The sequence below is a fragment of the Crossiella sp. SN42 genome, from assembly GCF_023897065.1.
Taxonomy (GTDB): Bacteria; Actinomycetota; Actinomycetes; order Mycobacteriales; family Pseudonocardiaceae; genus Crossiella.
This window is the reverse complement of record NZ_JAMHIV010000030.1, coordinates 58,223-83,333: the sequence shown is the minus strand read 5'-3', so window position 1 is coordinate 83,333 and position 25,111 is coordinate 58,223. Positions and strand designations below refer to the sequence as shown.

Sequence of the window (25,111 nt, the reverse complement as noted above, 5' to 3'; positions counted from 1 at the left end):
GTGATGTCACGTCAACGACGACTGCGCAGCGCGGTGCTAGCGATCGCGGCCACCCTCAGCCTGCTGGTCAGCATGACCGGCGCGGCCCCCGCCAACCCCGTGCCCCAGCCCAGCGCGACGTACAACAATCCGGTGCTGTGGCAGGACTTCGCGGACCCGGACATCATCCGCGTCGGCGACACCTACTACTACTCGGCCTCCACCATGCACTACTCGCCGGGCGCGCCCATCCTGCGCTCCTACGACCTGGTGCACTGGGAGGTGGCAGGCCACTCGGTGCCGAAACTGGACTTCGGCGCCAAGTACGACCTCAACGGCGGCCGGGGCTACGTCCGAGGTGTCTGGGCCTCCTTCCTCAACCACCGCAAGAGCAACAACACCTTCTACTGGGGCGGGTGTATCGACTTCGACAAGACGCACATCTACACCGCCGCCACCGTCGAGGGGCCGTGGCAGCGGCACACCACCATCAACAAGTGCTACTACGACGCCGGTCTGCTGATCGATGACAACGACACGATGTACGTGGCCTACGGCAACAAGAACATCAGCGTCGCGCAGCTGTCGCCGGACGGCCGGACCGAGGTGCGCTCGCAGCAGGTGTTCAGCACCCCGCCGAACATCGGCACCCTGGAAGGGGCCAGGTTCTACAAGCGCGGCAACGACTACTACATCTTCCTCACCCGCCCGGCGAACGGGCAGTACATCCTGAAGTCGACCAACGGACCCTTCGGGCCGTACGCGATCCAGCAGCTGCTGCTGGACCTGCCGGGCCCGATCCAGGGCGGCGGCGTGCCGCACCAGGGCGGCCTGGTGCGGACCCAGCACGGCGACTGGCACTACCTGGCCTTCGTCGACGCCTATCCCGGCGGCCGGGTGCCGGTGCTCGCGCCGGTGACCTGGACCGCCGACGGCTGGCCGCGGATCCAGACCGTCAACGGCGCGTGGGGCAAGAGCTACCCGTTCCCGAAGCTGCCGTCGCGCCCGCTGAAACCGATGCTCGGCGTGGACACCTTCCCCGGCCCCGGGCTCGGCCCCGAGTGGGAGTGGAACCACAACCCCGACGACACGAAGTGGTCTGCCAGCAATGGTTTGCGGCTGCGGACCGCGACGGTCACCAACGACCTGTACTCCGCGCGCAACACCCTGACCCACCGCATCACCGGCCCGAGCTCGACCGCGACGATCACACTGGACCTCTCGGGCATGCGGGACGGTGACCGCACCGGGCTGGCCATGCTGCGCGACTCCTCGGCCTGGATCGGGGTCAAGCGGGAAGGCGGCCGCAACCGCGTGGTGATGGTCAACGGGCTCACCATGGACGGCAGCTGGAACACCACCGGCACCGGCCGCGAGGCGGCGAGCGCGGGCTTCGGCGGCAGCCGGATCTGGTTGCGTGCCAACGCCGACGTCCGGCCCAGCGCGGGCAGGCAGGCCCGCTTCTCCTACAGCACCGACGGGGTGAACTTCATCCCGCTCGGACCCGGGTTCACCCTGAACCACAACTGGACCTTCTTCATGGGCTACCGGTTCGCCATCTTCAACCACGCCACCCAGTCACTCGGCGGCGCGGTCACCCTCCAGCGCTTCGAGCTGACCACCCCGTAACCCCTTCCCGCTGGACCGTCGAAGGAAGGCGTCATCGTGAAACGCTTGGCACTCCTGGCTGTCGCATGCCTGCTGGCGATGTCACCCGCCGTCGCCAGCGCGGACAACCCCATCGTCCAGCACGTCTACACCGCCGATCCCGCGCCGCTGGTGCACGACGGCCGGGTCTACCTCTACACCGGACACGACGAGGACGGCTCCACCACCTTCACCATGAAGGACTGGCGGGTCTGGTCCTCGGCGGACATGGTGAACTGGACCGACCACGGTTCGCCGTTGAGCCTGGCCACGTTCAGCTGGGCCCGCTCCGACGCCTGGGCCGGGCAGGCGGTGTACCGCAACGGCAAGTTCTACTGGTACGTCCCGGTGACCAGCCGCGCGACCGGCCGGTACGCCATCGGGGTCGCGGTCTCCGACAGTCCCACCGGGCCGTTCCGGGACGCCATCGGGCGGCCGCTGGTGGAGAACGGCGAGATCGACCCGAGCGTGTTCATCGACGAGGACGGCCAGGCCTACCTGTACTGGGGCAACCCGAACCTGTGGTACGTCAAGCTCAACGCCGACATGGTGTCCTACGCGGGCAGTGGTCCCACCCGGATTCCCCTTACTCCAGCGGGTTTCGGCGCGCGCACCGGGGACCCCAACCGGCCGACCCTGTACGAGGAGGGGCCGTGGGTGTTCAAGCGCAACGGCCTGTACTACAACGTCTACGCCGCGAAGTGCTGCTCCGAGCACATCGCCTACTCCACCGCGCCGGGGCCGACCGGGCCGTGGACCTACCGGGGCACGGTCATGCCGACCCAGGGCCGCAGCTTCACCAACCACCCCGGCCTGATCGACTTCAAGGGCGGCAGCTACTTCTTCTACCACAACGGCGCGCTGCCCGGCGGCAGCGGCTACACCCGCTCGGTCGCGGTGGAGAAGTTCAGTTACAACCCTGACGGCTCGATCCCGACCATGACCATGACCACGGCCGGTCCGCCGCCCGCTGATGTGCTGAACCCCTTTGCCCGCCAGGAAGCCGAGACGATCGCGTGGGGTTCGGGCATCGAGACCGAACGCGCCAGCGAGGGCGGGATGAACGTCGGCTGGATCGAGAACGGCGACTGGATCAAGGTCAAGAGCGTCGCCTTCGGCGGCGGCGCGCGCTCCTTCACCGCGCGGGTGGCCTCGGGCGCGGCCGGTGGCGCCATCGAGCTCCGGCTCGGCGGGCCGGACGGCACGCTGGTCGGCCGGTGCGCGGTGCCCGGCACCGGTGGCTGGCAGAACTGGGCCACGGTGTCCTGCCCGGTGAGCGGCGCGACCGGGACGCAGGATCTGCACCTGCGGTTCACCGGCGGCAGCGGCTACCTGTTCAACCTGAACTGGTGGCAGTTCACCGCGTGAGGGGTTCCAGCCCAGCAAGCAATCCGCACCACGAGAAAGGACCACCCATGTCCACTCCGGCTCCCGCTCCGCCCCGTCGCTGGATGAGAGCGCTCACTCGGGCCGCGGCGGTGACGCTCACCGCTGCCGCCACCGTGGCCGTGCTACCCGGGATGGCCCACGCGGCAAGCACATTGGGCGCCTCGGCGGCCCAGAGCGGCCGGTACTTCGGCGCCGCGGTGGCCGCGGGCAGGCTGGGGGACGGCCAGTACACGAACATCCTCAACCGAGAGTTCAACTCGGTCACCTCCGAGAACGAGATGAAGTGGGACGCCACCGAGCCCTCCCGCGGCAACTTCACCTTCGGCGCGGCCGACCGGATCGTCAACCACGCGCGCAGCCGCGGCCAGCGCCTGCGCGGCCACACCCTGGTCTGGCACTCGCAGCTGCCCGGCTGGGTCAACGGCATCCGGGACGCGAACACCTTGCGCGGGGTGATGAACAACCACATCAACGCCGTGGCCGGCCGGTACCGCGGCCAGATCCACTCCTGGGACGTGGTCAACGAGGCCTTCGCCGACGGCGGCAGCGGCCAGCTCCGGCCCTCGGTGTTCCGCGACGTGCTCGGCAACGGGTTCATCGAGCAGGCCTTCCGCACCGCCCGCGCCGCCGATCCCGGTGCGAAGCTCTGCTACAACGACTACAACATCGAGGACTGGAACGCGGCCAAGACCCAGGGTGTCTACCGGCTGGTCCGCGACTTCAAGGCCCGTGGCGTGCCGATCGACTGCGTGGGCCTGCAGGCGCACTTCGGCAGTGGCGGCGCGCCCGGCAGCTTCCGCACCACACTGGCCAACTTCGCCGCCCTCGGTGTCGACGTGCAGCTCACCGAGCTGGACATCGCGCAGGCCGCGCCGAATGCCTATGGCAACACGGTCCGGGCCTGCCTGAGCGTGCCGAGGTGCACCGGCATCACCGTCTGGGGCATCAGGGACAGCGACTCCTGGCGCGCGAACGAGAACCCGCTGCTGTTCGACCGGGGCGGCAACAAGAAGCCGGCCTACGAGGCGACGCTCGCGGCCCTGAACAACCGACGGTGATTCCCCGAGGGCGCGAACCTTCAGAAAGGAGACGCACATGCTCGGCATGACCAGAACCCGGAGACGGAACAGGCTGCCCACGGCGGTGGCCGCGGTGGCCGCCCTGCTGGTCGGTCTGCTGGCCGGAGCGAGTCCCACCGAGGCGCGGGCGGCCAGCCCGGAACCCCAGGGAGGACAGCAGGTGACCAACCCCGGCGGCGACAAGTCCCTGGCGAACCTGCCGTCGAACTTCCGGTGGTCCTCCAGCGGTGTGCTGGCGGGCCCGAAGCCGGACGCCCAGCACTCCGGCGCGCTGGCGGTCAAGGACTTCTCCGTGGTGCGGCACAACAACCAGTGGCTGGTCTACGCGACCACGGCCAGCCCGTCCGGCTGGGGACTGGTGCAGTACGCGTTCAACGACTGGTCCCAGGCCGCCTCGGCGCGGCACACCTACCTGGACACCTCCTCGGCGATCGGCCGCGGGTACCGGGCCGCGCCGCAGCTGTTCCACTTCGCGCCGAAGAACCTGTGGTACCTGGTCTACCAGACCGCCCCGCCCACCTACTCGACCAGCACCAACCCGGCCGATCCCCGGTCCTGGTCGGCGCCGCGCACCTTCATCGCCCAGGAACCGCCGATCGTCCAGCAGAACAAGGGCGACGGCCAGTGGATCGACTTCTGGGTCATCTGCGACTCGGCGAACTGCTACCTGTTCTTCAGCGACAACAACGGCCACATCTACCGGGCCCAGACCTCGCTGGCGAACTTCCCCAACGGGTTCGGCAACACCCAGATCGTCATGTCGGACTCGAAGTTCGCGCTGTTCGAGGCGACCAACGTGTACAAGGTCGCCGGCCGGGACCAGTACCTGTTGATCCAGGAGGCGATCGGCTCCACCGGGCGGCGCTACCTCCGGTCCTTCACCTCGCCCAGCCTCACCGGCAGGTGGACACCGTTGGCAGCGACGGAGAACCAGCCCTTCGCCGGGCGGAACAACGTCAGCTTCCCCGGCGGCGCCTGGACCCAGGACATCAGCCACGGCGAGCTGGTGCGGGCGAACAACGACCAGACGCTGACCATCAACCCGTGCCGATTGCAGTACGTGTACCAGGGCATGGATCCCAGGGCGGGTGGTGAGTACATCCGGCTGCCCTGGCGGATGGGGCTGCTCACCCAGACCAACTCAACCTGCTGACCGAGCCGGCCGCCGCCCCGCGCGGCGTGCGGGGCGGCGGCCACCCAGGAGGATCGAGATGTCGGATGTGACGCGGCGGCAGGCGCTCAAGCTCGGCGCGGCAGGCGTGGGAGCCACGCTGGCCTCCGCCGCGTGGACCGCGCAGGCCCGGGCCGGGTCGGTCGCGCCCGCGGAAGTGCGCGCGATCAACGATCTGGCGCTGTGGTACGACAAACCGGCCGGCGCGGACTGGCTGCGCGCGCTGCCGGTGGGCAACGGCCGCCTCGGCACGATGGTCTTCGGCAACCCCGACACCGAGCGGTTGCAGCTCAACGAGGACACGCTGTGGGCGGGCGGCCCGCACGACTACAGCAACCCGCAGGGCGCGGCGGCCCTGCCGGAGATCCGGCGGCTGGTGTTCCAGGACCAGTGGGCGCGGGCCCAGGACCTGATCAACCGGACCATGCTCGGCAACCCGGCGGGCCAGCTGGCCTACCAGCCGGTCGGCGACCTCCGGATCGGTTTTCCCGGTGGCAGCGGGGTTTCCGGCTACCAGCGGTGGCTGGACCTGACCACCGCCACCACCGTGGCGACCTACCTGGTGAACAACGTGCGGCACCGGCGGGAGGTGCTCGCCAGCGCGCCGGACCAGGTGATCGCGGTGCGCCTGACCGCGGACAAGCCCGGCTCCATCTCGTTCTCGGCCTCGTTCAGCACCCCGCAGCGGGCGAGCGCGTCCAGTCCCGACGGCACCACGATCGCCCTGGACGGTCGCTCCGGTGACCAGCGGGGCATCGCGGGCGCGGTCAGGTTCCTCGCACTGGCCAAGGCCGTCGTGGAGGGCGGCAGCACCAGCAGCTCCGGCGGCACGCTGCGGGTCGCCGGCGCCACCAGCGTGACGCTGCTGATCTCGATCGGCACCAGCTACGTCAACTACCGCACCGTCAACGGCGACTACCAGGGCATCGCCCGGCGGAATCTTGTTGCCGCGCAAGGCGTCGCCTACGACACCCTCCGGAGCAGGCACGTCGCGGACTACCGGAAGTTGTTCGGGCGCACCACGATCGACCTCGGCCGGACCGCGGCGGCCGACCAGCCGACCGACGTGCGGATCGTGCGGCACAACGCGGTCGCCGATCCGCAGTTCGCCGCCTTGCTGTTCCAGTACGGCCGGTACCTGCTGATCTCCTCCTCGCGGCCGGGCACCCAACCGGCCAACCTGCAAGGAATTTGGAACGAGCAGCTGAACCCGCCGTGGGAGTCGAAGTACACCATCAACGCCAACCTGCCGATGAACTACTGGCCCGCCCATACCACCAACCTCGCCGAGTGCCACCAGCCGGTGTTCGAGCTGATCAAGGACCTCACGGTCACCGGAGCCCGCACCGCGCAGGTGCAGTACGGGGCGCGCGGCTGGGTCACCCACCACAACACCGACGGCTGGCGGGGCGCCTCGGTGGTGGACTTCGCGCTCGCGGGCATGTGGCAGACCGGCGGCGCCTGGCTGGCCACCCTGATCTGGGAGCACTACCGGTTCACCGGCGATGTGGAGTTCCTGCGGGCCAACTATCCCGCGCTGAAGGGCGCGGCCCAGTTCTTCCTGGACACCCTGGTGCCGGAGCCGAGGCTGGGGTCGCTGGTGACCAACCCGTCGAACTCACCGGAGCTCCAGCACCACCCGAACGCGAGTGTGTGCGCGGGTCCCACCATGGACACCCAGATCCTGCGCGACCTGTTCGACGGCTGCGTGCGCGCGGGCGAGGTGCTCGGCGTGGACGCCGGTTTCCGGGGGCAGGCGCAGGCCGCCAGGGCCCGGCTGGCCCCGATGAAGGTCGGTTCGCGCGGAAATGTCCAGGAATGGCTCTACGACTGGGTGGAGACCGAGCCGAACCACCGGCACGTCTCGCACCTGTACGGCCTGCACCCCAGCAACCAGATCACCAAGCGCGGCACGCCCCAGCTGTTCGCCGCCGCCCGCCGGACCCTGGAGCTGCGCGGTGACGCGGGCACCGGCTGGTCACTCGCCTGGAAGATCAACTTCTGGGCGCGGCTGGAGGAGGGCGGCCGGGCGCACCAGCTGATCCGCGACCTGGTGACGCCGGAACGGCTGGCGCCCAACATGTTCGACCTGCACCCGCCGTTCCAGATCGACGGCAACTTCGGCGCGACCGCGGGCATCGCGGAGATGTTGCTGCACAGCCACAACGGCGAGCTGCACCTGCTGCCCGCACTGCCACCGGCCTGGCCCGCCGGCAGTGTCCAGGGACTGCGCGGGCGCGGCGGGCACACGGTCGGCGCGGCCTGGCGCGGCGGCCGGATCGAGCAGCTCTCCGTCACCCCCGACCGCGATGGCGCGGTGCGGGTCCGCAGCCGGATGTTCACCGGCGGCTTCGAGCTCCGCGACGAGACCGGCGGTGTCCAGGTTCAGCCCCGGCGACCGGAGCCGGACCTGGTCGAGTTCACCGCCCAGGCAGGCCACACCTATCGCGCGACCGCGCGTTGACAACCCAGCAGAGGAGACAACGATGTCCAACTCAGCAGAGCAACGGCCCCGGCGGCTATCCGGCAGGCGACGGTGGGCACTGCTCGCCGCCGCCGCACTGGCCTTCGCCGGAGCCGGGGTCACCGCCGACACCGGCGTGGCGGCGGCGGAGGGTGAGGCGGCCCCCGCGGCCTGTGGCAGGCCGCCGACCCTCCAGAACGGGACGCACACGATCCAGAGCGGCGGCAAGAACCGCAGCTTCATCCTGAGCATCCCCGGCAACTACGACCAGAACCGCCGCTACCGGCTGGTCTTTGGCTTCCACTGGCGCGGCGGCACCGCCCAGCAGGTCGCAGGCGGCGGCAGCGACGGCGATGTCTACGCCCACTACGGGCTCCGGCGGCTGGCCGACAACAGCGCGATCTTCGTCGCGCCCCAGGGCCTGGGCGGCGGCTGGGGCAACGCAGGCGGCGAGGACGTGACCTTCGTGGACAACATGATCAAGCGGATCGAGGACGGCCTCTGCGTCGATCCGGGACAGCGCTTCGCCCTGGGCTTCAGCTGGGGCGGCGCGATGAGCTACTCCCTGGCCTGCTCGCGGCCGAACGTCTTCCGCGCGGTCGCGGCCATCGCCACGCCGGGGCAGATCAGCGGGTGCGCCGGGGGCAACCAGCCCTTCGCCTACATGGGCATCCACGGCATCAACGACAACATCGGCGCGGGCCGTGGACTGCGGGACCGGTTCGTGCGCAACAACGGCTGCACCGCGCAGAACCCGCGGGAGCCCGCGCGCGGCAGCCGGACCCACATCACCACCACCTACTCCGGCTGCCGGGCCGGGTTCCCGGTGGTGTGGGCCGCTTTTGACGGCGGGCACCAGCAGGGACCCGTCGACGGGTGCGCCGGGTGCGAGAGTGGCGCGCGGAGCTGGGTGAAGAACGAGGTGTGGCGGTTCTTCACCACGGGCAGGCCGTGACCCGCTGAACCCGGTCGTCCCGGTGCGACGGCGAGCACCGGGACGACCGCCGGTCGTCAACGACCGGTCGCCGGTCCGGTGAACACCCGCACGTCCCAGCTGCCCAGGTGAACCCGGGTACCGGCCGGGCTGGACCCGCCACCCAGCAGGTCGGTCAGCTCGACCGGCGCGGTGACCTGGACCTGCTCCCAGCTCCAGTTGTGCACCACGTGCACGCGGTCGCCCTCGGCTGAGGTGCCGGTGGTCGCGGTGACCGACGGGGGCAGGTCCGTCCACCCGCCGCGCGGTGCGGGCGCCAGCCACTCGGCCAGTGTCCGGGCGAGGTCTCGTCCGGGCACGGTGCCGACGCAGGTGACCCGCCCCTGGCCGTGGCGGCGGGTGGTGACCGCGGCCCAGCGCCCGAAGTGCGGGTGGTCGTAGCCGACCAGCACCTCGGCGTCCAGCACGGTGAGCCCCTCCAGCCAGCGGGTGGCGGTGGCCTGCGCGGGCAGCTCGAACGGTGCGCCCGGGGCGGTGCGCACCGGCAGGTCCCGCGCCAGGTTGCTGTACTCCTCGTACCGGACGCCGGCGGCCTCGACCAGCCGGCCGGGCGCGGGTTCGGGCCGGGCCCTGGCCTCGTGGTCGGCGTAGCCGGTGCGCGGGCCGAGCACCAGGTGCCCGCCCGCCGCGGCATAGGCGGCCAGCCAGTCCAGGGTCGCGTCCCCGGCGATGTGCAGCCCGGGGACGACCAGCACGGGGTGCTGCCGCACGGCCTCCTCGACCGAGGTCGTCTCCAGCAGCTGTCGGACGTGCGTGATGCGCACCTGGCGGCGGGCCTCGAAGGCGCCCCGGTAGAAGCTGTCGAAGATGCGATCGTAGGCGCCCGGGTCCGGTTCTCCGTCCGAAGTAGACAGTGGCGGGTACTTCTGGAGGTGCCACTTGCTCTGGTTGGAGTAGACCATGGTGAGGTCGGCGTCCGGCTCGATGCCGACCACGGTCGTCCCGGCGATGCCCAGCTCGGTGCCCAGCCTGGCCACCTCGGCGTAGACGCGGCCGGGCCTGCCACTGTGCGGCAGCACGCCGCCCCAGTAGGTCTCCGCGCCGAAGTGCAGCGTGTGCCAGTGCCAGTACTCGATCATCCGCGCGCCGCGGGCGACCATGGCCCAGGCGGCCTGCCGCCACTGGCCGTCGTAGGCAGGCCGGTTGTCCCACGCCGGGCCGATGTTGCCCGCGTTGGTCTCGGTGACCAGGAACGGTTCCTGGCGCGAGGAGAACATCCGGTCCGCGGCCTGGAACAGCGCCCACACGCCGACGGCCTGCCAGCCCTGCTCGCGCTCCGGCGCGGGGTCCGGCAGGGCCAGCGCGTCCTGCATCTCGTAGTACGGGTTGCCCGCGGTGACGTCCAGCTCGCGGTTCACCTCGTGGTCCTCCAGCGCGGGACGGGGGTAGTGCAGGCAGGTGGTGACGAACTGCTCCGCGCGGGCGTGCTCGCGGACGATCCCGGCCTGCCAGGCGATGAACGCGGTGGTCTGGCGCGCCTGGAAGTCCCGCCAGGCCAGGTCGTACTGCGGTTGCGCGTTGCCGTCGGGGGTCCACAGGTCGGCCCAGGTGGTCAGCCGGTGCGACCAGTACACCAGGCCCCACTCCCGGTTGAGCGTCTCCACGTCGCCGTAGGTGGTGCGCAGGTGGTCCAGGAAACGCTGGAAGACACCGTGGTTGTGCAGCAGGTGCACCCCTGGCTCGTTGTCCACCTGGAACCCGATGACGGCGGGATGCCCGGCGTACCGGGCGACGATCTTGCGGACCACCCGCTCGGCGTGGTGCCGGAAGGCGGGATGGGTGAAGTCGACCTCCTGCCGCGCGCCCCAGCCGACCCGCTGCCCGGTGGCGTTCTCCCCGGCGATCTCCGGGTACTGCCGGGCCAGCCACGGCGGCACCGCGTAGGTCGGGGTGCCCAGGATGACCGCGATGCCGCGTTCCTGCGCGCCGTCGAGCACCGGCTGGAGCCAGTCCAGGTCGAACTTCCCGTTCTCCGGCTCCCAGGTCGACCACACCGACTCGCCGACCCTGATGACGGTGAAACCCGCCTCCGCCATCAGGTCCAGGTCGGTCTTGAGCCGGTCGTGCGGCTGGTACTCGTGGTAGTAGGCCGCGCCGAACAGGACGCGGGACGGCAGGACCGCCATCGAAGGAACCTTCCTGTCACCGGGGCGGGACCAGGCCGCGTTCGCGCAACCAGGCCAGCTGCACGGCCGGGTTGGAGCCGTAGCCGCCGCCGTGGTCGGCGAAGGGCCACACGGTCATGCCGCGGTCGGCGCCCGCGTAGTGGTTGAAGGCGGCGTAGACGGTGGACGGCGGGCAGACCGGGTCCATCAGCCCGACGCTGAACAGCGCGGGCGCGGTGGCCCGCTGGGCGAAGTGCACGCCGTCGAAGTAGGACAGGGTGGTGAAAGCAGGCTCGACGTTGTGCCTGCTGTGCCAGCGCAGGTACTCCGCGAGCTCCTGGTAGGGGCCCTCGCCGCTGCATTCGGCCGCGCGGCGGAAATGGCACAGGAACGGCACATCCGGCAGCACGGCGGCCGCCCGGTCCCGCGCCAGGCCCGCGACCGCGAGGGCGAGGCCGCCGCCCTGGCTGCCGCCCGCGAGGATCACCCGCGCCGGGTCGAGGCCGGGCAGCTCACCGACCGCGTCCACGGCGCGGACGCAGTCGGTGATCAGCCGCCGGTAGTAGTAGTGCTCGGGGGAGTCGATGCCGCGGGTCAGGAAACCCTTGGCCCACTGGGTGCCGCCGCCGGGATCGTGATCCGGGGTGTCGTGGCCCTGGCCGCGGCTGTCCACCACCAGCTGGGCGTACCCGGCTGCGGACCACAGCAGGTGGTCGGTGGGCAGGCCGCGGCCGCCGGTGTAGCCGATGTAGGTGACCACGACGGGCAGCGGACCTTCGGCGTCCCGGGGCCGCAGCAGCCAGGCGGCCACCGGTTCGCCCTGCCAGCCGGGGAAGCGCACGTCGTCCACCTCGATGGTGCGCAGCAGGTGCGACTCGGTGACCCGGTCGGCCCGCACCGCCCCGCCGTAGGCGCGCGCCTGCGCCAGGGTGTGGTCCCAGAAGGCGTCGAAGTCCGGTGGTGGCAAGGATTCCGGGCGGTAGCGGGTGAGCTCGTCGAGCGCGAGATCGGTCAACGGCATGGGATCCTCCGGTCTCAGGCCTGCGGGCTGAAGCGGAAGGCGGAGAGCCGGAAATCGCCGTGCAGCAACACTTGCAGGTCGTGCACGCCCTCCAGGGTCGAAGGCAGCTCGGCCGTGGTGTTCGTCCAGGCGTAGCGGTCGCCGGTGACCGGCACCGTGATCCAGGCCAGCAGCCGGTCGGCGGTCCGGAACTCCAGCCGGGCCTCGTCCGGATCGTCCTGCGTCCGGGAGACCTCGGCCTCCACCCGGCAGGCGCCGGAGAGGTCGATGGCGCGGAACCACAGCGTCGCGGGCTCCGCCGGGTCCGCCGGGGTGACCGCGTCGCCGGTGGTGCGGGTGGCGTCGATGAGGGTGATGCCCGCGTAGTCGTCGAAGTCGACGGCCGCGATGCGCCGGTCCACGCCTGCCCGGCAGGCCGGGGCCGGGCCGGTCACGGTGAGCCGGGCGATGAGCGCCACCTGCTCGGCGGAGCGGGCGACCAGCACCCGGTACTCGCCGGGGTCGACGGTGAAGGCGCCGGTGGTGACGTCCCAGTGCGCCAGCGCCTCGGCGGGCAGCCAGAAGGTCAGCTCCTCGCTCTCCCCGGGCACCAGCCAGACCTTGGCGAAGTCGGCCAGCCGCAGCCGGGGCGCCTGGTACCGGGCGTCCAGCGCCTGCACGTAGAGCTGGACCACCTCGCAGCCGGTCCGGGAGCCGGTGTTGGTCAGCGTCACCGAGACCTCGACCGAGCCGTCCTGGGCCACGGTGTCCGAGGACAGCCTCAGCTCCCCGTAGCTGAACTCGGTGTAGGACAGGCCGTGGCCGAAGGGGTACAGCGGCGCGGCCTGGTGGTACTGGTAGGTCCAGCCCGCCTTGATGATGTCGTAGTCCAGCGGGTGCGGCAGCTCGTCCCCGCCGCGGTACCAGGTCTGTGGCAGCCGTCCGCTGGGCTCGGTCGTGCCGAGCAGCACCGCGGCCAGCCCGTGGCCTGACTCCTGCCCGCCGTGGGAGGTCCACACCACGGCGGGCAGGTGCTCATCGGCCCAGTCCAGGGCGTAGGGGTAGCTGCTCATCACGACCAGCGCGGTGTCCGGGTGGGCCGTGGCGACCTTGCGCAGCAACGACTCCTGGGCCTCGGGCAGCGCGATGCCCTTGCGGTCCTCGGTTTCCCGGCCGTGGATGAGCGGGTGGTTGCCGAGCACGACCACCGCGGCGTCGGCCGACTCGGCGGCGGCCAGGGCCTCGGCCGCGCCGTCGCGCAGCAGCTCGCGCTGCCAGCGCTCGGCCTCCGCCGGGGTCTCGGCGGTGACGCTCACCCGGCCGTCGACCGGGTCGACCACGGCGTAGCGGCCGGTGAGCACGTTGCGCAGCAGCACGGTGTCCGCGTCCGCGGGATCGGGTTCCAGGCGGAAGGTCTCGCGGACCTCCCAGGTCTTGATCAGGTCCTGGTCGGCGGCCAGCGCGTCGTCGTCCTTGAGGCTCAGGTAGCGCCCGGTCTCGGCCGAGCGCAGGGTGAGCACCCCGTCGCCCCAGTCCAGCACGTCGAAGGCGGTCTTGCCCAGCAGCTCGCCGGTGGTGCCTGCGCGCAACGCGATCCGGTCCGCGCCGTCGGCCACGACCACCTCGCCGCCGTGCCCGGCCAGCGCCGCCCGCAGGCCGTCGGCGACGGTGACCGCGTACGGCAGGGTGCCGCTGTACCAGTCCTCGCACAGCATGTCGGCCAGCGGGCCGATCACCGCGATCCGCCGGGTCTTGGCCGCCTCCAGCGGCAGCAGCCCGTCGTTGCGCAGCAGCACCACCGACTCGGTGGCCGCGCGCAGCGCGAGCGCCTGGTGCGCGGCGCAGTTGATCACCTCGGGGCCGATGGCGGCGTAGGGGTCCAGCTCGGGGTCGAACTCGCCGAGCCGGAAACGGATCTCCAGCTGCCGCCGGACCGCGCGGTCCACGTCGGCTTCGTCGAGCAGGCCGCGCTCCAGTGCCGCGCGCAGCCGCCCGACCGGGGTGGCGCTGTCCTCGCCGTGGTCGGTGAAGCTGTCGATGCCTGCCCTGAGCGCGGCGGCGTGCGACTCGGCGTGGTCGTCGAAGTAGTGCTCGGGGTCGACCAGGTTCGACGGCGCCTCAGCGTCACTGACCACGAACAGCTCGTGTCCGGTCGGCTCGGCCCAGCGGCGCAGCTCCTCGTTGATCAGCGGGCTGACGTGGCAGGGGCGGCCGTTGACCAGGTTGTAGCCGGCCATCGCGCCGGTGGCCGCGCCGGAGGCCACCACCGGGCGGAAGGCGGCCAGGTCGTACTCGTGCAGCACCCGGGGGCGCAGGCCGGAGGAGGTGACGCAGCGGTCGTCCTCGTTGTTGTAGGCCAGGAAGTGCTTGAGCACCGGCGCCGCGCGCAGGTAGCTCGGGTGGTCCCCGGCCAGGCCCTGGCAGAAGGCCAGTCCGATGCGGGCGGTGTGCACCGGGTCCTCGGAGTAGCCCTCCTCGTTGCGCCCCCAGCGCGGGTCGCGCAGCAGGTTCAGCACCGGCGCCCAGGCTTGCAGGCTGTGCGGGCCGGTGCCGATCGCCGGCGTGCGGTGGTGGTGGAAGGCCCGCAGCTCGACCGAGGTCGCCTCGGCCACCCGGCGCACCAGCTCCTCGTCCCAGCTCGCGCCCAGCCCCACCGCCTGTGGGAAGACGGTGGCCTGGCCGATCCAGGCGACCCCGTGCAGGGCCTCGGACCCGGTCCGGAACGCGCCAAGGCCCAGCCGGGGCACGGCGGGCGCGTACTGGTGCAGCATCGCGATCCGCTCATCGAGGGTGAGCCTGCCGAGCAGGTCGTCGACGCGCTCGCGCGTGGGGCGCGCGGGGTCGCGGAACGGCAGCCGCTCAATGGCGGAGTCGGACTGGGAACTCACGGAGCAACCCCTCAGGTCGGATGCTGTGTTGAAGCGCTTCGACATTGGCATGCAGGGGTTTTACCTGTCAACGTCTTGTTACGGCGGTGTCAAGTCATTACTCTCCCCCCAATCCGTTTAAGCGCTTCGACACTTCAATGACGAAGGATCGGTTCCGCCATGGGTATCGAGATCAACCGCAGGAACTTCTTAACCGCCGCCGCCTCGGTCGCGGGAGCCGTCGCGGCCGGCCCGCTGCTGTCGGCCTGCGGCGGCGGCCCGCAGCAGCGGGCCGGCACGAACACCGACGCCGGTCTCAAGGCCGCGCTGCCCGCGCACGTGCCCAACACCGCGATCAAACCGGACATCCCCTCGGTGATCGGCGGCCCGGACACCTTCACCGACCCCGGCTTCCTCAGCTACCCGGCCAACCGGGTCACCACCGTGAACGGGGTGCCGGGCAAGGGCGGCAAGTACTCCGCGGTCACGCCGCTGTGGGGCACCGTGCCGCCGGCCGGGAACTCCTTCTACCAGGCCATGCACAAGGCGCTGGGCGTCGAGCTGACCATGCGGCCCGCGGACGGCAACAACTACGCCACAATGGTCCCGACCATGACCGCGGCCAAGAAGCTGCCCGACTGGATCCAGCTGCCCGCCTGGTGGAACCCCAACTTCAACGTCGGTGCGCTGGCCGGCACGCAGCTGGCGGACCTGACGCCCTACCTCTCCGGCGACAACGTCAAGAAGTACCCCAACCTCGCGGCCCTGTCCCCGGGCGCCTGGCGGACCGGCGTCTGGGGCGACAAGCTCTACGGGATCCCCTCCTTCTCCACCGGCTTCCAGGTCGCGGGCCTGATCTACTACCGGCGCGACGTGTTCGAGGCCAAGGGCATCCGCGCCGATGAGGTGAAATCCGCCGAGGACCTGATGAACCTCGGCAAGGAGCTGACCGACGCCAAGCGCGGCGTGTGGGCCTTCGACGACGTGTGGACCTACATCTACACCTCCTTCGGCGCGCCGCTGAAGTGGCGGGTGGACAACGGAAAGCTGGTGCACGCCTACGAGACGCCGGAGTACCTGGAGGCGCTCAACTGGAACTACCGGCTGGCCACCTCCGGCTACCTGCACCCCGACGCGCTGGCCGGTAACAACGTCGACGCCGTCACCCGCTTCTACGCCGGGAAGACGCTGATCCAGGGCGGCGGCCAGGGCGCGTGGAACCTCACCGACCACCAGGCGGGCGGCGCGGCGAACCGGGACTACCGGCGCGACGCGTTCAACGTCTTCGCCGCCGACGGCAAGAGCAAGCCGGTGATCTACCAGGGCCCCTCCACCAACCTGGTCAGCTACCTCAACATCAACCTCAAGCCCGAGCAGATCGAAGAGCTGCTGGCGGTGGCCAACTACCTGGCCGCGCCGTACGGGTCGGCCGAGTACACGATGGTCAACTTCGGCGCCGAGGGCACGCACCACACGATGGTCAACGGGGTGCCGACCTTCACCGACGAGGGCAAGAAGATGGTCCAGGCGCAGACCTACCCGTTCCTGGCCAGCCCGGCCTCGGCGATCAGCAACCCCGGCGGGGAGGTCGTCACCAGGGACTACACCCGATGGCAGGCCACCAACATGAAGGCCCTGACCAAGCCGGCCTTCTGGGCCATGAACTTCAGCATGCCGCAGGCGCAGGCCTCGGCACTGGCCGCGCAGTCGGTGGAGGACGCCGTCAAGGACTGCTACCACGGCAAGAAGAAGGTCGCCGACGTGCAGGCCGCCATCGCCAACTGGAAGACCACCGGCGGCGGGGACCGGCTGACCCAGTGGATGACCGAGAACGTGCTGCAGAAGTACGGCACCGGGCAGTGAGCACGCCACCAGCGCCCCCTGCGGCACCACCGAGGCTGAGCTGGCGGGTCAGGCTGCGGCGGGACCGGTCGCTGCTGCTGATGACCGTCCCCGCCGTGCTCCTGCTGCTGGTCTTCAACTACGTGCCGCTGTTCGGGATCGTCACCGCGTTCCAGGAGTACGACCCGCTGGCCGGGGTCTGGGCCAGCGAATGGGTCGGCTTCGACCAGTTCCAGCGACTCTTCGGCGACCCGCTGTTCTGGGGGGCGCTGCAGAACACGCTCTACCTCAGCTTCGTCCAGCTGGTGCTGTTCTTCCCGGTGCCGATCGCGCTGGCCATGCTGCTCAACTCGCTGCTGTCCCAACGGCTGCGCAACTTCATCCAGTCCGTGGTCTACCTGCCGCACTTCTTCTCCTGGGTGCTGGCCATCACGATCTTCCAGCAGATGCTCGGCGGTGCGGGGGCGCTCAACCAGTTCCTGCGCAACAACGACATCGGCACCTGGGACATCATGACCAACCCGGACACCTTCGCGCTCCTGGTCACCTCGCAGGCGATCTGGAAGGAGGCCGGCTGGGGGATCATCGTCTTCCTGGCCGCGCTGGCCGCCATCAACACCGACCTGTACGAGGCGGCCGCGGCCGACGGGGCCAGTCGCTGGCGCCGGATGTGGCACATCACCCTGCCCGGCCTGCGCGGGGTCATCGTGCTGATGCTGGTGCTGCGCCTGGGAAACGCGCTGACCGTCGGGTTCGAGCAGTTCCTGGTCCAGCGGGACGCGGTCGGCCACGACGCGGCGGACGTGCTGGACACCTTCGCCTTCTACTACGGCATCGCCACCGGCAACTACAGCTACGGCGCGGCCGCCGGCCTGTTCAAGAGCGTCATCTCGCTGCTGCTCATCTGGGGCGCGAACAAGCTGGCGCACGCCTTCGGTGAAGACGGGTTGTACCGGAAATGACCAACACACTCACGATCGAACGCGCCCGTGGGGACGCGGGCGCGACCGGATCGGCGCCGCGCCGGAAGAAGCGGTCCACCCGCCCGCCGTGGGAGGAGCCGCCGACGGCCGTCGGCCAGGCCGCCAAGGGACTGACCCTCGGCGGGCTGCTGCTGGTCATGCTGGTGCCGCTGTGGATCATCGTGGTGACCAGCCTGTCCACCCAGGCCGCGGTCAACCGCGCCGGTGGCCTGGTGCTCTGGCCGGACGGCCTGACCTTCGAGGCCTACCGGATCATGCTGGAGGACCCGACCGTGCGCTCGGCGCTGGTGGTCAGCCTCGGCATCACCGCGGTCGGCACGGTGGTCTCGCTGGTGGTGTCGATCCTGTGCGCCTACGGCCTGTCCCGGCCCGGTTCCTTCGGCCACCGCTTCGTGCTGATCCTGCTGATCGTCACCATGTTCGTCAGCGGCGGCCTGATCCCGACCTTCCTGGTGGTCACCGGGCTCGGCGGCTACGGCGAGTGGTGGGCGCTGATCCTGCCCAGCGCGGTGTCGGTGTTCAACATCCTCATCCTGCGCTCCTTCTACTCCTCGACCTCCGCCGACCTGATCGAGGCGGCCCGGATCGACGGGGCGGGGGAGTGGCGGATCCTGTGGTCCATCGTGCTGCCCACCTCGCGCGCGGTGACCGCGGTGATGGCGCTGTTCTACGGCGTCGGCTACTGGAACTCCTTCTTCAACGTCATGTTGTACATGCCCACCGACGCGGAGAAGTGGCCGCTGCAGTACGTGCTGTTCACCTACGTCAACCGGGGCAACGGACTGCCCGGCTCGGTCAACGCGGGCTTCGGCACCCAGTTCGCCCAGACCGCGCCGCTGTCGCTGCAGATGGGGGTGGTGGTGCTGACCCTGGTGCCGTTGCTGATCGTCTACCCGTTCGTGCAGAAGCACTTCCGCACCGGTGTGCTCACCGGCGCGATCAAGGGCTGAGCCCAGGAAGCAGGAACACCCGACCATGGCGACAATCGCCGATGTGGCCAGGCACGCGGGCGTGTCGGCCAGCACGGTCAGCTACGTGCTCAGCGGCAAGCGCTCGGTCTCCGCGGAGACCCGGCGCCGCGTCGAGCACTCGGTGACCGTGCTGGGCTACCACCCCAACGCGGGCGCGCGGGCACTGGCCGGTCGCCGCTCGCACATCATCGCCCTGGTGGTGCCGCTGCGCACCGACGTCTACGTGCCGATCATGATGGAGATCGCCGTCTCGGTCACCATGTCGGCCCGGCAGCACGGGTACGACGTGCTACTGGTGACCAACGACGAGGGACCCGACGGGGTGCGCCGGATCGTGGGCAGCGGACTGGCCGACGGCGTGATCCTGATGGACGTCGAGCTGGCCGACGAGCGGGTGCCCGCGCTGCGCGAGCTGGGCGCCCAGGCCGCGCTGATCGGACTGCCCGACGACCCGCGCGGACTGTCCTGTGTGGACCACGACTTCGCCTCGGCCGGCGCGCTGTGCGCCGACCACCTGGCGGAGCTGGGCCACCGCGAGGTCGCCTTCATCGGCTACGGCTCCGGCGTCTACCACCGGCACGCCGGATACGCCGAGCGCACGCTGTCCGGCTTCCGCGAACGCGCCGAGCAGCGCGGGCTGCGGTTCGTGCACCGTTCCTGCGAGGGCACCTACGAGAGCACCGCGGGCGCGCTCAGCCGGGTGCTGGCCGACCGGCCGGGCACCACCGGGTTCGTGGTGCAGAACGAGGGCGCGATCGGCCCGCTGCTGAGCCTGCTGCGCTCCAGCGGGCGCACGGTGCCCGAGGACGCCTCGGTCATCGCGCTCTGCCCCGAACAACTCGTCGAGCAGTACGCGCCCCGGCTCACCGCGGTGACCGGCCCGGCCAAGGAGCTCGGCCGGGTGGCCGTGGACCAGCTGATGAGCAGGCTCGCCACGGCCACCCGCGACTCGCGGCCGGAGGACGAGCTGGTGCTGCTGGACCCGGTCCTGACCGTCCGGGAGAGCACCGGTCCCGCACCACGACTGGCCGCACACCCGTGACGCCACCGCTGAACCCCACCATCCCCGAGCGCGAGGAGCGCCGCATGTCCCCGCACTTCCGAGACCTCGGTGACGCCCTGGAATGGCGCGCCAAAGGCGAGACCCTGCGCGTGGAGGCGTGGGGCCCGGACGCCGTCCGGGTCAGGGCCACCCCCGGCGGACCGCTGCTGGCAGACCTGCCCGGCGCGCTGCTGGACGCGCCGCCGGAGGGCGGCAAGCCGGAGATCACCCTCGCCGAGCACCACGCGATCCTGGTCAACGGCGAGATCACGGTCCGCATCGACGCCGACAGCGAAGGCCTGCTCACCCCTGAGCTGTCCCCGACCGCGGGCAGGCTGACCTTCCTGCGCACCGCCGACGGCACGGAACTGCTCGCCGAGCAGCCCGCCCACTTCTGGTGGCCGGGCCCGCGACTGGCCACCGCCACCGGCAACGGCTACCACCGGCTGGAGCAGCGTTTCCGCGCCTACCCGGGAGAACGGCTGCACGGCCTCGGCCAGCACACCCACGGCCTGTTCAACCAGAAGGGCGCGGTCGTCGACCTGGTGCAGCGCAACGGCGAGGTCACCATCCCGGTGCTGATCTCCAACCGGGGTTACGGCCTGCTGTGGAACTCACCGGCCATCGGCCGGGTGGAGCTGGCCGAGACCGGCACCCGCTGGGTCGCCGACAGCGCCCGCCAGATCGACTACTGGATCACCGCCGGTCAGCCCGCCGAAGTGCTGCGCCGCTACGCCGACGCGACCGGCCACGCCCCCGAACTGCCCGAGTGGGCCTCGGGTTTCTGGCAGTGCAAGCTGCGCTACCGCACCCAGGAGGAGCTCCTGGAGGTCGCCCGCGAGCACCGGCGGCGCGGCCTGCCGCTGTCGGTGATCGTCTGCGACTTCTTCCACTGGACCCACCTCGGCGAGTGGCGGTTCGACCCGGCCGAGTGGCCGGACCCGGCCGGCATGGTCCGCGAGCTGGCCGAGATGGGCGTCAAGCTGATGGTCTCGGTCTGGCCCTCGGTCAGCCCGGCCAGCGAGAACTACCACGCCATGCTGGACCAGGGCCTGTTCATCGGCACCGAGTACGGGCCGATGGCGCATGCCGACTGGCCGGACAAGGGCCTGGGCGCCTACTCCGCCCAGGTCGCCTTCTACGACGCGACCAACCCGGAGGCCCGCGAGTTCGTCTGGGAGCGGCTGCGCAGGCACTACCAGGAGCTCGGCATCACGGTCTTCTGGCTGGACGCGGGCGAACCGGAGCTCAAGCCCGGCCACCAGAACGGCCTGCGCTACCACGCCGGGCCCGGCCTGGAGGTCGGCAACCTCTACCCCCGCGAGAACGCCCGCATGGTGCACGACGGCCTGCGCGCAGTGGGGGAGAACGAGATCATCTCGCTCAACCGCTCCACCTGGGCCGGCGCGCAGCGCTACGGCGCGGCGCTGTGGTCCGGCGACATCGCCACCGACTTCGCCTCGCTGCGCACCCAGATCAAGGCCGGACTGAACGTGATGATGTCCGGAATCCCGTGGTGGACCACGGACATCGGCGGCTTCCACGGCGGCGATCCCGATGATCCCGCCTACCGCGAGGTGCTGGTGCGCTGGTTCCAGTACGGGACCTTCTGCCCGCTGTTCCGGCTGCACGGCTTCCGCGGCTCCGAACAGGTCCTGGAACCGGCGATGACCGGGCTGGCCAACGAGGTCTGGTCCTACGGCGAGGAGGCCTACCCGATCCTGGCCGAGCACCTGCGGCTGCGGGAACGCCTGCGCCCGTACGTGATGGAGCAGATGCGCACCGCCGCGGAGACCGGTCTGCCGCCGATGCGGCCGCTGTTCCTGGAGTTCCCGGACGACCCGCGGTCCTGGCTGGTCGAGGACGAGTTCCTGCTCGGCCCCGACCTGCTCGTCGCACCCGTCACCGAGGCGGGCGCCCGCGAGCGCGCCGTGCACCTGCCCGCGGGCGCGCGGTGGACCGACGCGTGGACCGGAGCGGAACACGCGGGCGGTCAGACGGTGACCGTGGCGGCCCCGATCGAGCGCATCCCGCTGTTCCTGCGCGACGACGCGCGGCTGCCGGTGCTGGCGGAGTCGTGAGCACCCGTCGCCTGGTCGACCGGCTCGGCGGGCTGGCCTTCGGCGGGGACTACAACCCCGAGCAGTGGGACGAGCCGGTGTGGAAGGAGGACGACGAGCTGATGCGCCGGGCCGGGGTCAACCTGGCCACGGTGGGCGTGTTCTCCTGGGCCCTGCTGGAACCGGAGGAGGGCCGCTACGACTTCGGCTGGCTGGACGCCCACCTGGACCGGTTGCACGCCAACGGGATCGCCGTGGACCTGGCCACCCCGACGGCCTCCCCGCCGCCGTGGTTCACCCTGGCCCACCCGGACGCGCTGCCGGTCTCCGCCGACGGCACCAGGCTGGTGCACGGCAGCCGGGACACCTACTGCCTGGCTGCCCCGGCCTACCGCGAGGCGGCCAGGCGGATCGCTTCCGCGCTCGCGCAACGCTATGGTGACCACCCGGCGGTGGCGCTGTGGCACGTGCACAACGAGTACGTGACGCTGTGCTGGTGCGAGCACACCGCCGCCGCCTTCCGCGCGTGGCTGGTGGCCCGGCACGGCTCCCTGGACGCGCTCAACGAGGCGTGGGGCACCGCGTTCTGGAGCCAGCACTACACCAGCTGGGACCAGATCCTGCCGCCGCGGGCGACCCAGTGGCACCACAATCCGGGGCAGGCGCTGGACTTCCGCCGGTTCTTCTCCGACGAGGTGGTCGCCGCCTACCGGGAGCAGCGCGAGGCGATCCGCGCGCACAGCGACCGGCCGGTGACGACCAACCTGATGCTGCCCGGCTACCAGAACGTGGACCTGTGGGCGCTGGGCCGGGAGGTGGACCTGGTCGCCATCGACCACTACCCGGCCGCGCCCGGCCTGGACGCGGCCGCGGACACCGCCTTCGGCGCGGACCGCGCCCGCTCCTTCGCCGGTGGACGGCCCTGGCTGCTGATGGAACAGGGCACCAACACCGTCTACGCCGGTGATCGGACCCTGCACAAGGAACCGGGGGAGATCCTGCGGCACTCCCTCGGGCACATCGCGCGCGGTTCGGAGGGCGCGCTGTTCTTCCAGTGGCGGCAGTCCAAGGCCGGCGCCGAGCAGTGGCACTCGGCGATGGTCCCGCACGCGGGTCCGGACAGCCGGATCTTCCGTGAGGTGACCGAGACCGGTGCCGCGGTCGCCCGGCTGGCCGAGCTGGCCGGGTCCACGGTCACCGCCGAGGTGGCCGTGCTGCACGACTCCGACGCCTGGTGGGCGCTGGAGTCCGACGGGCTGCCCTCGCCCGAGCTGGACTACCACGCGGCGCTGCGGCGGGCGCACCGCGCGCTGTGGGACGCCGGCGTCACCGCCGACTTCGCGCATCCGGAAGCCGACCTCAGCGGCTACCGGCTGGTGCTGGCCCCGGCGCTGGCGCTGCTCTCCGAGGCCGGGGCGGTGAACCTGCGCCGGTACGTCGCCGATGGCGGCACGCTGCTGGTCCAGCACTTCAGCGGCGTGCTCGACGAGCGCATGCACGCCCGGCTCGGCGGCTACCCGGCCGAGCCGCTGCGCGAGACGCTGGGCATCCGGGTGGAGGAACACCGGCCGCTGGGCCGGGACGAGCGGATCGTGCTCTCCGACGGCTCGACGGCCACCGCCTGGAGCGAGCTCCTGAGCGCCGGGCGCGCGGAGCCGGTGCTGGCCTACACCCACGGCATGCTGGCCGGGGTCCCGGCGCTGACCCGGCACCGCTTCGAGTTCGGCCAGGGCTGGTACCTGTCCACCCGCCTGGACGACCCCGGATACGCCGCGCTGATCACCCGGCTGCTGACCGAGACCGGCGTGGGCCCCGACCTGCCGGGCCTGCCGCCGGGCGTGGAGGCGGTCACCCGCCGCGCCGGGGACGGCCGCCGCTGGCACTTCCTGCTCAACCACCGCGCCGAGCCGGTGCCGCTGCCCGCGGCCGCGCACGACCTGCTCACCGGGACCGAGGTGCGGGAGCTGCCGCCCGGTGGCTGCGTGGTGCTCAGGCGAGGAGCTGACGGGTGAGCCTGACCAACCCGGTGATCCCGGGCATGCACCCCGATCCCAGCGTCTGCCGGGTGGGCGAGGACTACTACCTGGTGTGCTCCAGCTTCGAGTACTTCCCCGGCGTGCCCGTCTTCCACAGCCGGGACCTGGTGCACTGGCGGCAGATCGGCAACGCGCTGGACCGGCCCGGCCAGCTCGCCCTGGCCGGCGCGTGGTCCTCCGGCGGGATCTACGCGCCCACGCTGCGCCACCACGACGGCCGGTTCTGGCTGATCGTGACGAACGTGCGCGAGGGCGGCGGCAACCTGCTGTGCACCGCAACGGATCCGGCCGGTCCGTGGTCGGATCCGGTGTGGCTGCCCGAGGTCGCGGGCATCGACCCGGACCTGGCCTGGGACGCCGACGGCAACTGCTGGTGCACGGTCGCCGGGGTCAGCCAGTACCGCATCGACCCGCACACCGGGCAGACCTTCGGCCCGGCCCGGAAACTGTGGTCGGGCACCCCGGGCGCGAAGGCCCCGGAAGCGCCGCACCTGTACCGGATTGGCGACTACTGGTACCTGCTCATCGCCGAGGGCGGCACCGAACGGGGCCACGGGGTCTCCATCGCCAGGAGCGCATCGCCCAACGGCCCGTTCGAGCCCTGCCCGGCCAACCCGATCCTGACCCACCGCGGCACCGACGAGCCCATCCAGAACACCGGTCACGCCGACCTGGTGCAGGGTCCCGACGGCTCGTGGTGGATGGTGCTGCTGGGCGTGCGGCCCGGCGGCGGCACCCCCGGCTGGCACGTGCTCGGCCGGGAGACCTTCCTGGCCCCGGTGACCTGGACCGAGGACTGGCCCGTGGTCGGCGACCTGGCACCAGCCCTGCCCACGCCGCCCTGGCCGCTGCACCCCTTCCCCGCCGAGCCGGGCCTGGACGAGTTCGACTCCGGCGAGCTGCGGCCGCACTGGGTGTCTCCGCGTGAGCGCCCAGAAAAGCATTGCACCACAACGGAACGGCCCGGCTGGCTGACCCTGCGCGCCCGCGGTGAGTCCCTGGACGCGCTCGATGTGGTCTTCCTCGGCCGCCGCCAGCAACACCTCTCCTGCCGGGTGCGCGCGCTCCTCGATCCCGCCGAGGGCAGCGGCGGCCTGGCGGTCCGCTTCGACGAGCGGCACCACTACGAGATCGAGGCAGGCGCAGGGGAAGTGCGGGTGCTGGCCCGGATCGGCCAGCTGCGCACGGTGGTGGCGTCCCGGCCGGTGCCCGCCGGACCGCTGGTCCTGGGCATCGAGGTGGACGCGACGCGGGAGCTCGCGGACGCCCGTTCCGGGCCGGACGTCCTCTCCTTCGGCCTGGTGCGGCCGGATGGCGGCTTCACCGTGCTGGGCACGCTCGACGGCCGCTACCTCTCCACCGAGGTGGCGGGCGGCTTCACCGGCCGGGTCATCGGCATGTACGCCTCGGCGGGATCCGTGCACTTCGACTGGTTCGACTACGCGGGTGACCACCTCTGACCATCCAATCGACGAAGATTGT

The 25,111-nt window shown here is 71.3% G+C and carries 16 protein-coding genes; 13 read left to right on the top strand and 3 right to left on the bottom strand.

The genetic code is table 11. The features are described from left to right. Positions 1–3: 3 nt before the first annotated feature. The 6 genes from M8C13_RS31965 to M8C13_RS31940 all read left to right on the top strand — a co-directional run bounded on the left by M8C13_RS31965 (position 4) and on the right by M8C13_RS31940 (position 8,684). Entirely contained in the window at positions 4–1,608 is a 1,605-nt protein-coding gene (locus tag M8C13_RS31965) for a glycoside hydrolase 43 family protein (RefSeq protein ID WP_252484483.1), read from the top strand. Positions 1,609–1,686: 78 nt separating this feature from the next. Further along, positions 1,687–2,994 carry a glycoside hydrolase family 43 protein gene (locus M8C13_RS31960; RefSeq protein ID WP_252484482.1) on the top strand — a complete coding sequence of 436 codons (1,308 nt, stop codon included), beginning with the start codon at positions 1,687–1,689 and terminating at the stop codon, positions 2,992–2,994. 83 nt (positions 2,995–3,077) lie between these two features. Then, positions 3,078–4,073 carry an endo-1,4-beta-xylanase gene (locus M8C13_RS31955; protein ID WP_308202879.1) on the top strand — a complete coding sequence of 332 codons (996 nt, stop codon included), beginning with the start codon at positions 3,078–3,080 and terminating at the stop codon, positions 4,071–4,073. Positions 4,074–4,110: 37 nt separating this feature from the next. Beyond that, complete coding sequence (locus M8C13_RS31950; protein ID WP_252484481.1) at positions 4,111–5,247, top strand: non-reducing end alpha-L-arabinofuranosidase family hydrolase; 1,137 nt, start codon at positions 4,111–4,113, stop codon at positions 5,245–5,247. 58 nt (positions 5,248–5,305) lie between these two features. Continuing rightward, positions 5,306–7,729 (top strand): glycoside hydrolase N-terminal domain-containing protein, encoded by a 2,424-nt coding sequence (locus M8C13_RS31945; RefSeq protein WP_252484480.1) that lies wholly within the window; start codon positions 5,306–5,308, stop codon positions 7,727–7,729. 22 nt (positions 7,730–7,751) lie between these two features. Then, entirely contained in the window at positions 7,752–8,684 is a 933-nt protein-coding gene (locus M8C13_RS31940) for a hypothetical protein (RefSeq protein WP_308202878.1), read from the top strand. A gap of 56 nt (positions 8,685–8,740) precedes the next feature. Here the strand turns inward: M8C13_RS31940 and M8C13_RS31935 are convergent, their stop codons facing one another. Genes M8C13_RS31935 through M8C13_RS31925 form a run of 3 tightly spaced genes read right to left on the bottom strand, consistent with a single transcriptional unit; the run spans position 8,741 to position 14,716 of the window. Then, on the bottom strand, positions 8,741–10,849 hold the full coding sequence (locus M8C13_RS31935; RefSeq protein ID WP_252484479.1) for a beta-galactosidase: 2,109 nt from the start codon (positions 10,847–10,849) through the stop codon (positions 8,741–8,743). Between the two features lie 16 nt (positions 10,850–10,865). Further along, a complete protein-coding gene (locus M8C13_RS31930) occupies positions 10,866–11,849 on the bottom strand; it encodes an acetylxylan esterase (RefSeq protein ID WP_252484478.1) in 984 nt (327 codons plus the stop codon). A 14-nt stretch (positions 11,850–11,863) separates the two neighbouring features. Further along, positions 11,864–14,716 carry a glycoside hydrolase family 3 protein gene (locus tag M8C13_RS31925; protein ID WP_252484477.1) on the bottom strand — a complete coding sequence of 951 codons (2,853 nt, stop codon included), beginning with the start codon at positions 14,714–14,716 and terminating at the stop codon, positions 11,864–11,866. Between the two features lie 159 nt (positions 14,717–14,875). Between M8C13_RS31925 and M8C13_RS31920 the strand changes: the two genes are divergently transcribed. Genes M8C13_RS31920 through M8C13_RS31890 form a run of 7 tightly spaced genes read left to right on the top strand, consistent with a single transcriptional unit; the run spans position 14,876 to position 25,089 of the window. Next, the gene (locus M8C13_RS31920) at positions 14,876–16,558 is read left to right on the top strand and encodes an ABC transporter substrate-binding protein (protein WP_252484476.1); all 1,683 of its coding nucleotides are present in this window, start codon (positions 14,876–14,878) and stop codon (positions 16,556–16,558) included. Then, positions 16,555–17,499 carry a sugar ABC transporter permease gene (locus M8C13_RS31915; RefSeq protein WP_252484475.1) on the top strand — a complete coding sequence of 315 codons (945 nt, stop codon included), beginning with the start codon at positions 16,555–16,557 and terminating at the stop codon, positions 17,497–17,499. The genes M8C13_RS31920 and M8C13_RS31915 overlap by 4 nt, the downstream gene beginning before the upstream one ends. Next, positions 17,496–18,470 carry a carbohydrate ABC transporter permease gene (locus M8C13_RS31910; protein WP_252484474.1) on the top strand — a complete coding sequence of 325 codons (975 nt, stop codon included), beginning with the start codon at positions 17,496–17,498 and terminating at the stop codon, positions 18,468–18,470. The genes M8C13_RS31915 and M8C13_RS31910 overlap by 4 nt, the downstream gene beginning before the upstream one ends. 25 nt (positions 18,471–18,495) lie before the next feature. After that, positions 18,496–19,533: a LacI family DNA-binding transcriptional regulator gene (locus M8C13_RS31905; RefSeq protein WP_252484473.1), complete on the top strand. Its 1,038-nt coding sequence runs from the start codon at positions 18,496–18,498 to the stop codon at positions 19,531–19,533. A 44-nt stretch (positions 19,534–19,577) separates the two neighbouring features. Further along, positions 19,578–21,614 (top strand): glycoside hydrolase family 31 protein, encoded by a 2,037-nt coding sequence (locus tag M8C13_RS31900; RefSeq protein WP_252484472.1) that lies wholly within the window; start codon positions 19,578–19,580, stop codon positions 21,612–21,614. Next, on the top strand, positions 21,611–23,605 hold the full coding sequence (locus tag M8C13_RS31895; RefSeq protein WP_252484471.1) for a beta-galactosidase: 1,995 nt from the start codon (positions 21,611–21,613) through the stop codon (positions 23,603–23,605). The genes M8C13_RS31900 and M8C13_RS31895 overlap by 4 nt, the downstream gene beginning before the upstream one ends. Continuing rightward, positions 23,602–25,089, top strand: coding sequence for a glycoside hydrolase family 43 protein (locus M8C13_RS31890; RefSeq protein ID WP_252484470.1), 1,488 nt, complete (start codon positions 23,602–23,604; stop codon positions 25,087–25,089). Before M8C13_RS31895 ends, M8C13_RS31890 begins: the two co-directional genes overlap by 4 nt. Positions 25,090–25,111: the final 22 nt, after the last annotated feature.

What these genes read in the sequence shown, in the direction of transcription:
- M8C13_RS31965 (WP_252484483.1), top strand. Translation starts at nt 4, where the DNA reads ATGTCACGTCAACGACGACTGCGCAGCGCGGTGCTAGCGATCGCGGCC.
- M8C13_RS31960 (WP_252484482.1), top strand. Translation starts at nt 1,687, where the DNA reads ATGTCACCCGCCGTCGCCAGCGCGGACAACCCCATCGTCCAGCACGTC.
- M8C13_RS31955 (WP_308202879.1), top strand. Translation starts at nt 3,078, where the DNA reads ATGAGAGCGCTCACTCGGGCCGCGGCGGTGACGCTCACCGCTGCCGCC.
- M8C13_RS31950 (WP_252484481.1), top strand. Translation starts at nt 4,111, where the DNA reads ATGCTCGGCATGACCAGAACCCGGAGACGGAACAGGCTGCCCACGGCG.
- M8C13_RS31945 (WP_252484480.1), top strand. Translation starts at nt 5,306, where the DNA reads ATGTCGGATGTGACGCGGCGGCAGGCGCTCAAGCTCGGCGCGGCAGGC.
- M8C13_RS31940 (WP_308202878.1), top strand. Translation starts at nt 7,752, where the DNA reads ATGTCCAACTCAGCAGAGCAACGGCCCCGGCGGCTATCCGGCAGGCGA.
- M8C13_RS31935 (WP_252484479.1), bottom strand. Translation starts at nt 10,849, where the DNA reads ATGGCGGTCCTGCCGTCCCGCGTCCTGTTCGGCGCGGCCTACTACCAC.
- M8C13_RS31930 (WP_252484478.1), bottom strand. Translation starts at nt 11,849, where the DNA reads ATGCCGTTGACCGATCTCGCGCTCGACGAGCTCACCCGCTACCGCCCG.
- M8C13_RS31920 (WP_252484476.1), top strand. Translation starts at nt 14,876, where the DNA reads ATGGGTATCGAGATCAACCGCAGGAACTTCTTAACCGCCGCCGCCTCG.
- M8C13_RS31910 (WP_252484474.1), top strand. Translation starts at nt 17,496, where the DNA reads ATGACCAACACACTCACGATCGAACGCGCCCGTGGGGACGCGGGCGCG.
- M8C13_RS31905 (WP_252484473.1), top strand. Translation starts at nt 18,496, where the DNA reads ATGGCGACAATCGCCGATGTGGCCAGGCACGCGGGCGTGTCGGCCAGC.
- M8C13_RS31900 (WP_252484472.1), top strand. Translation starts at nt 19,578, where the DNA reads ATGTCCCCGCACTTCCGAGACCTCGGTGACGCCCTGGAATGGCGCGCC.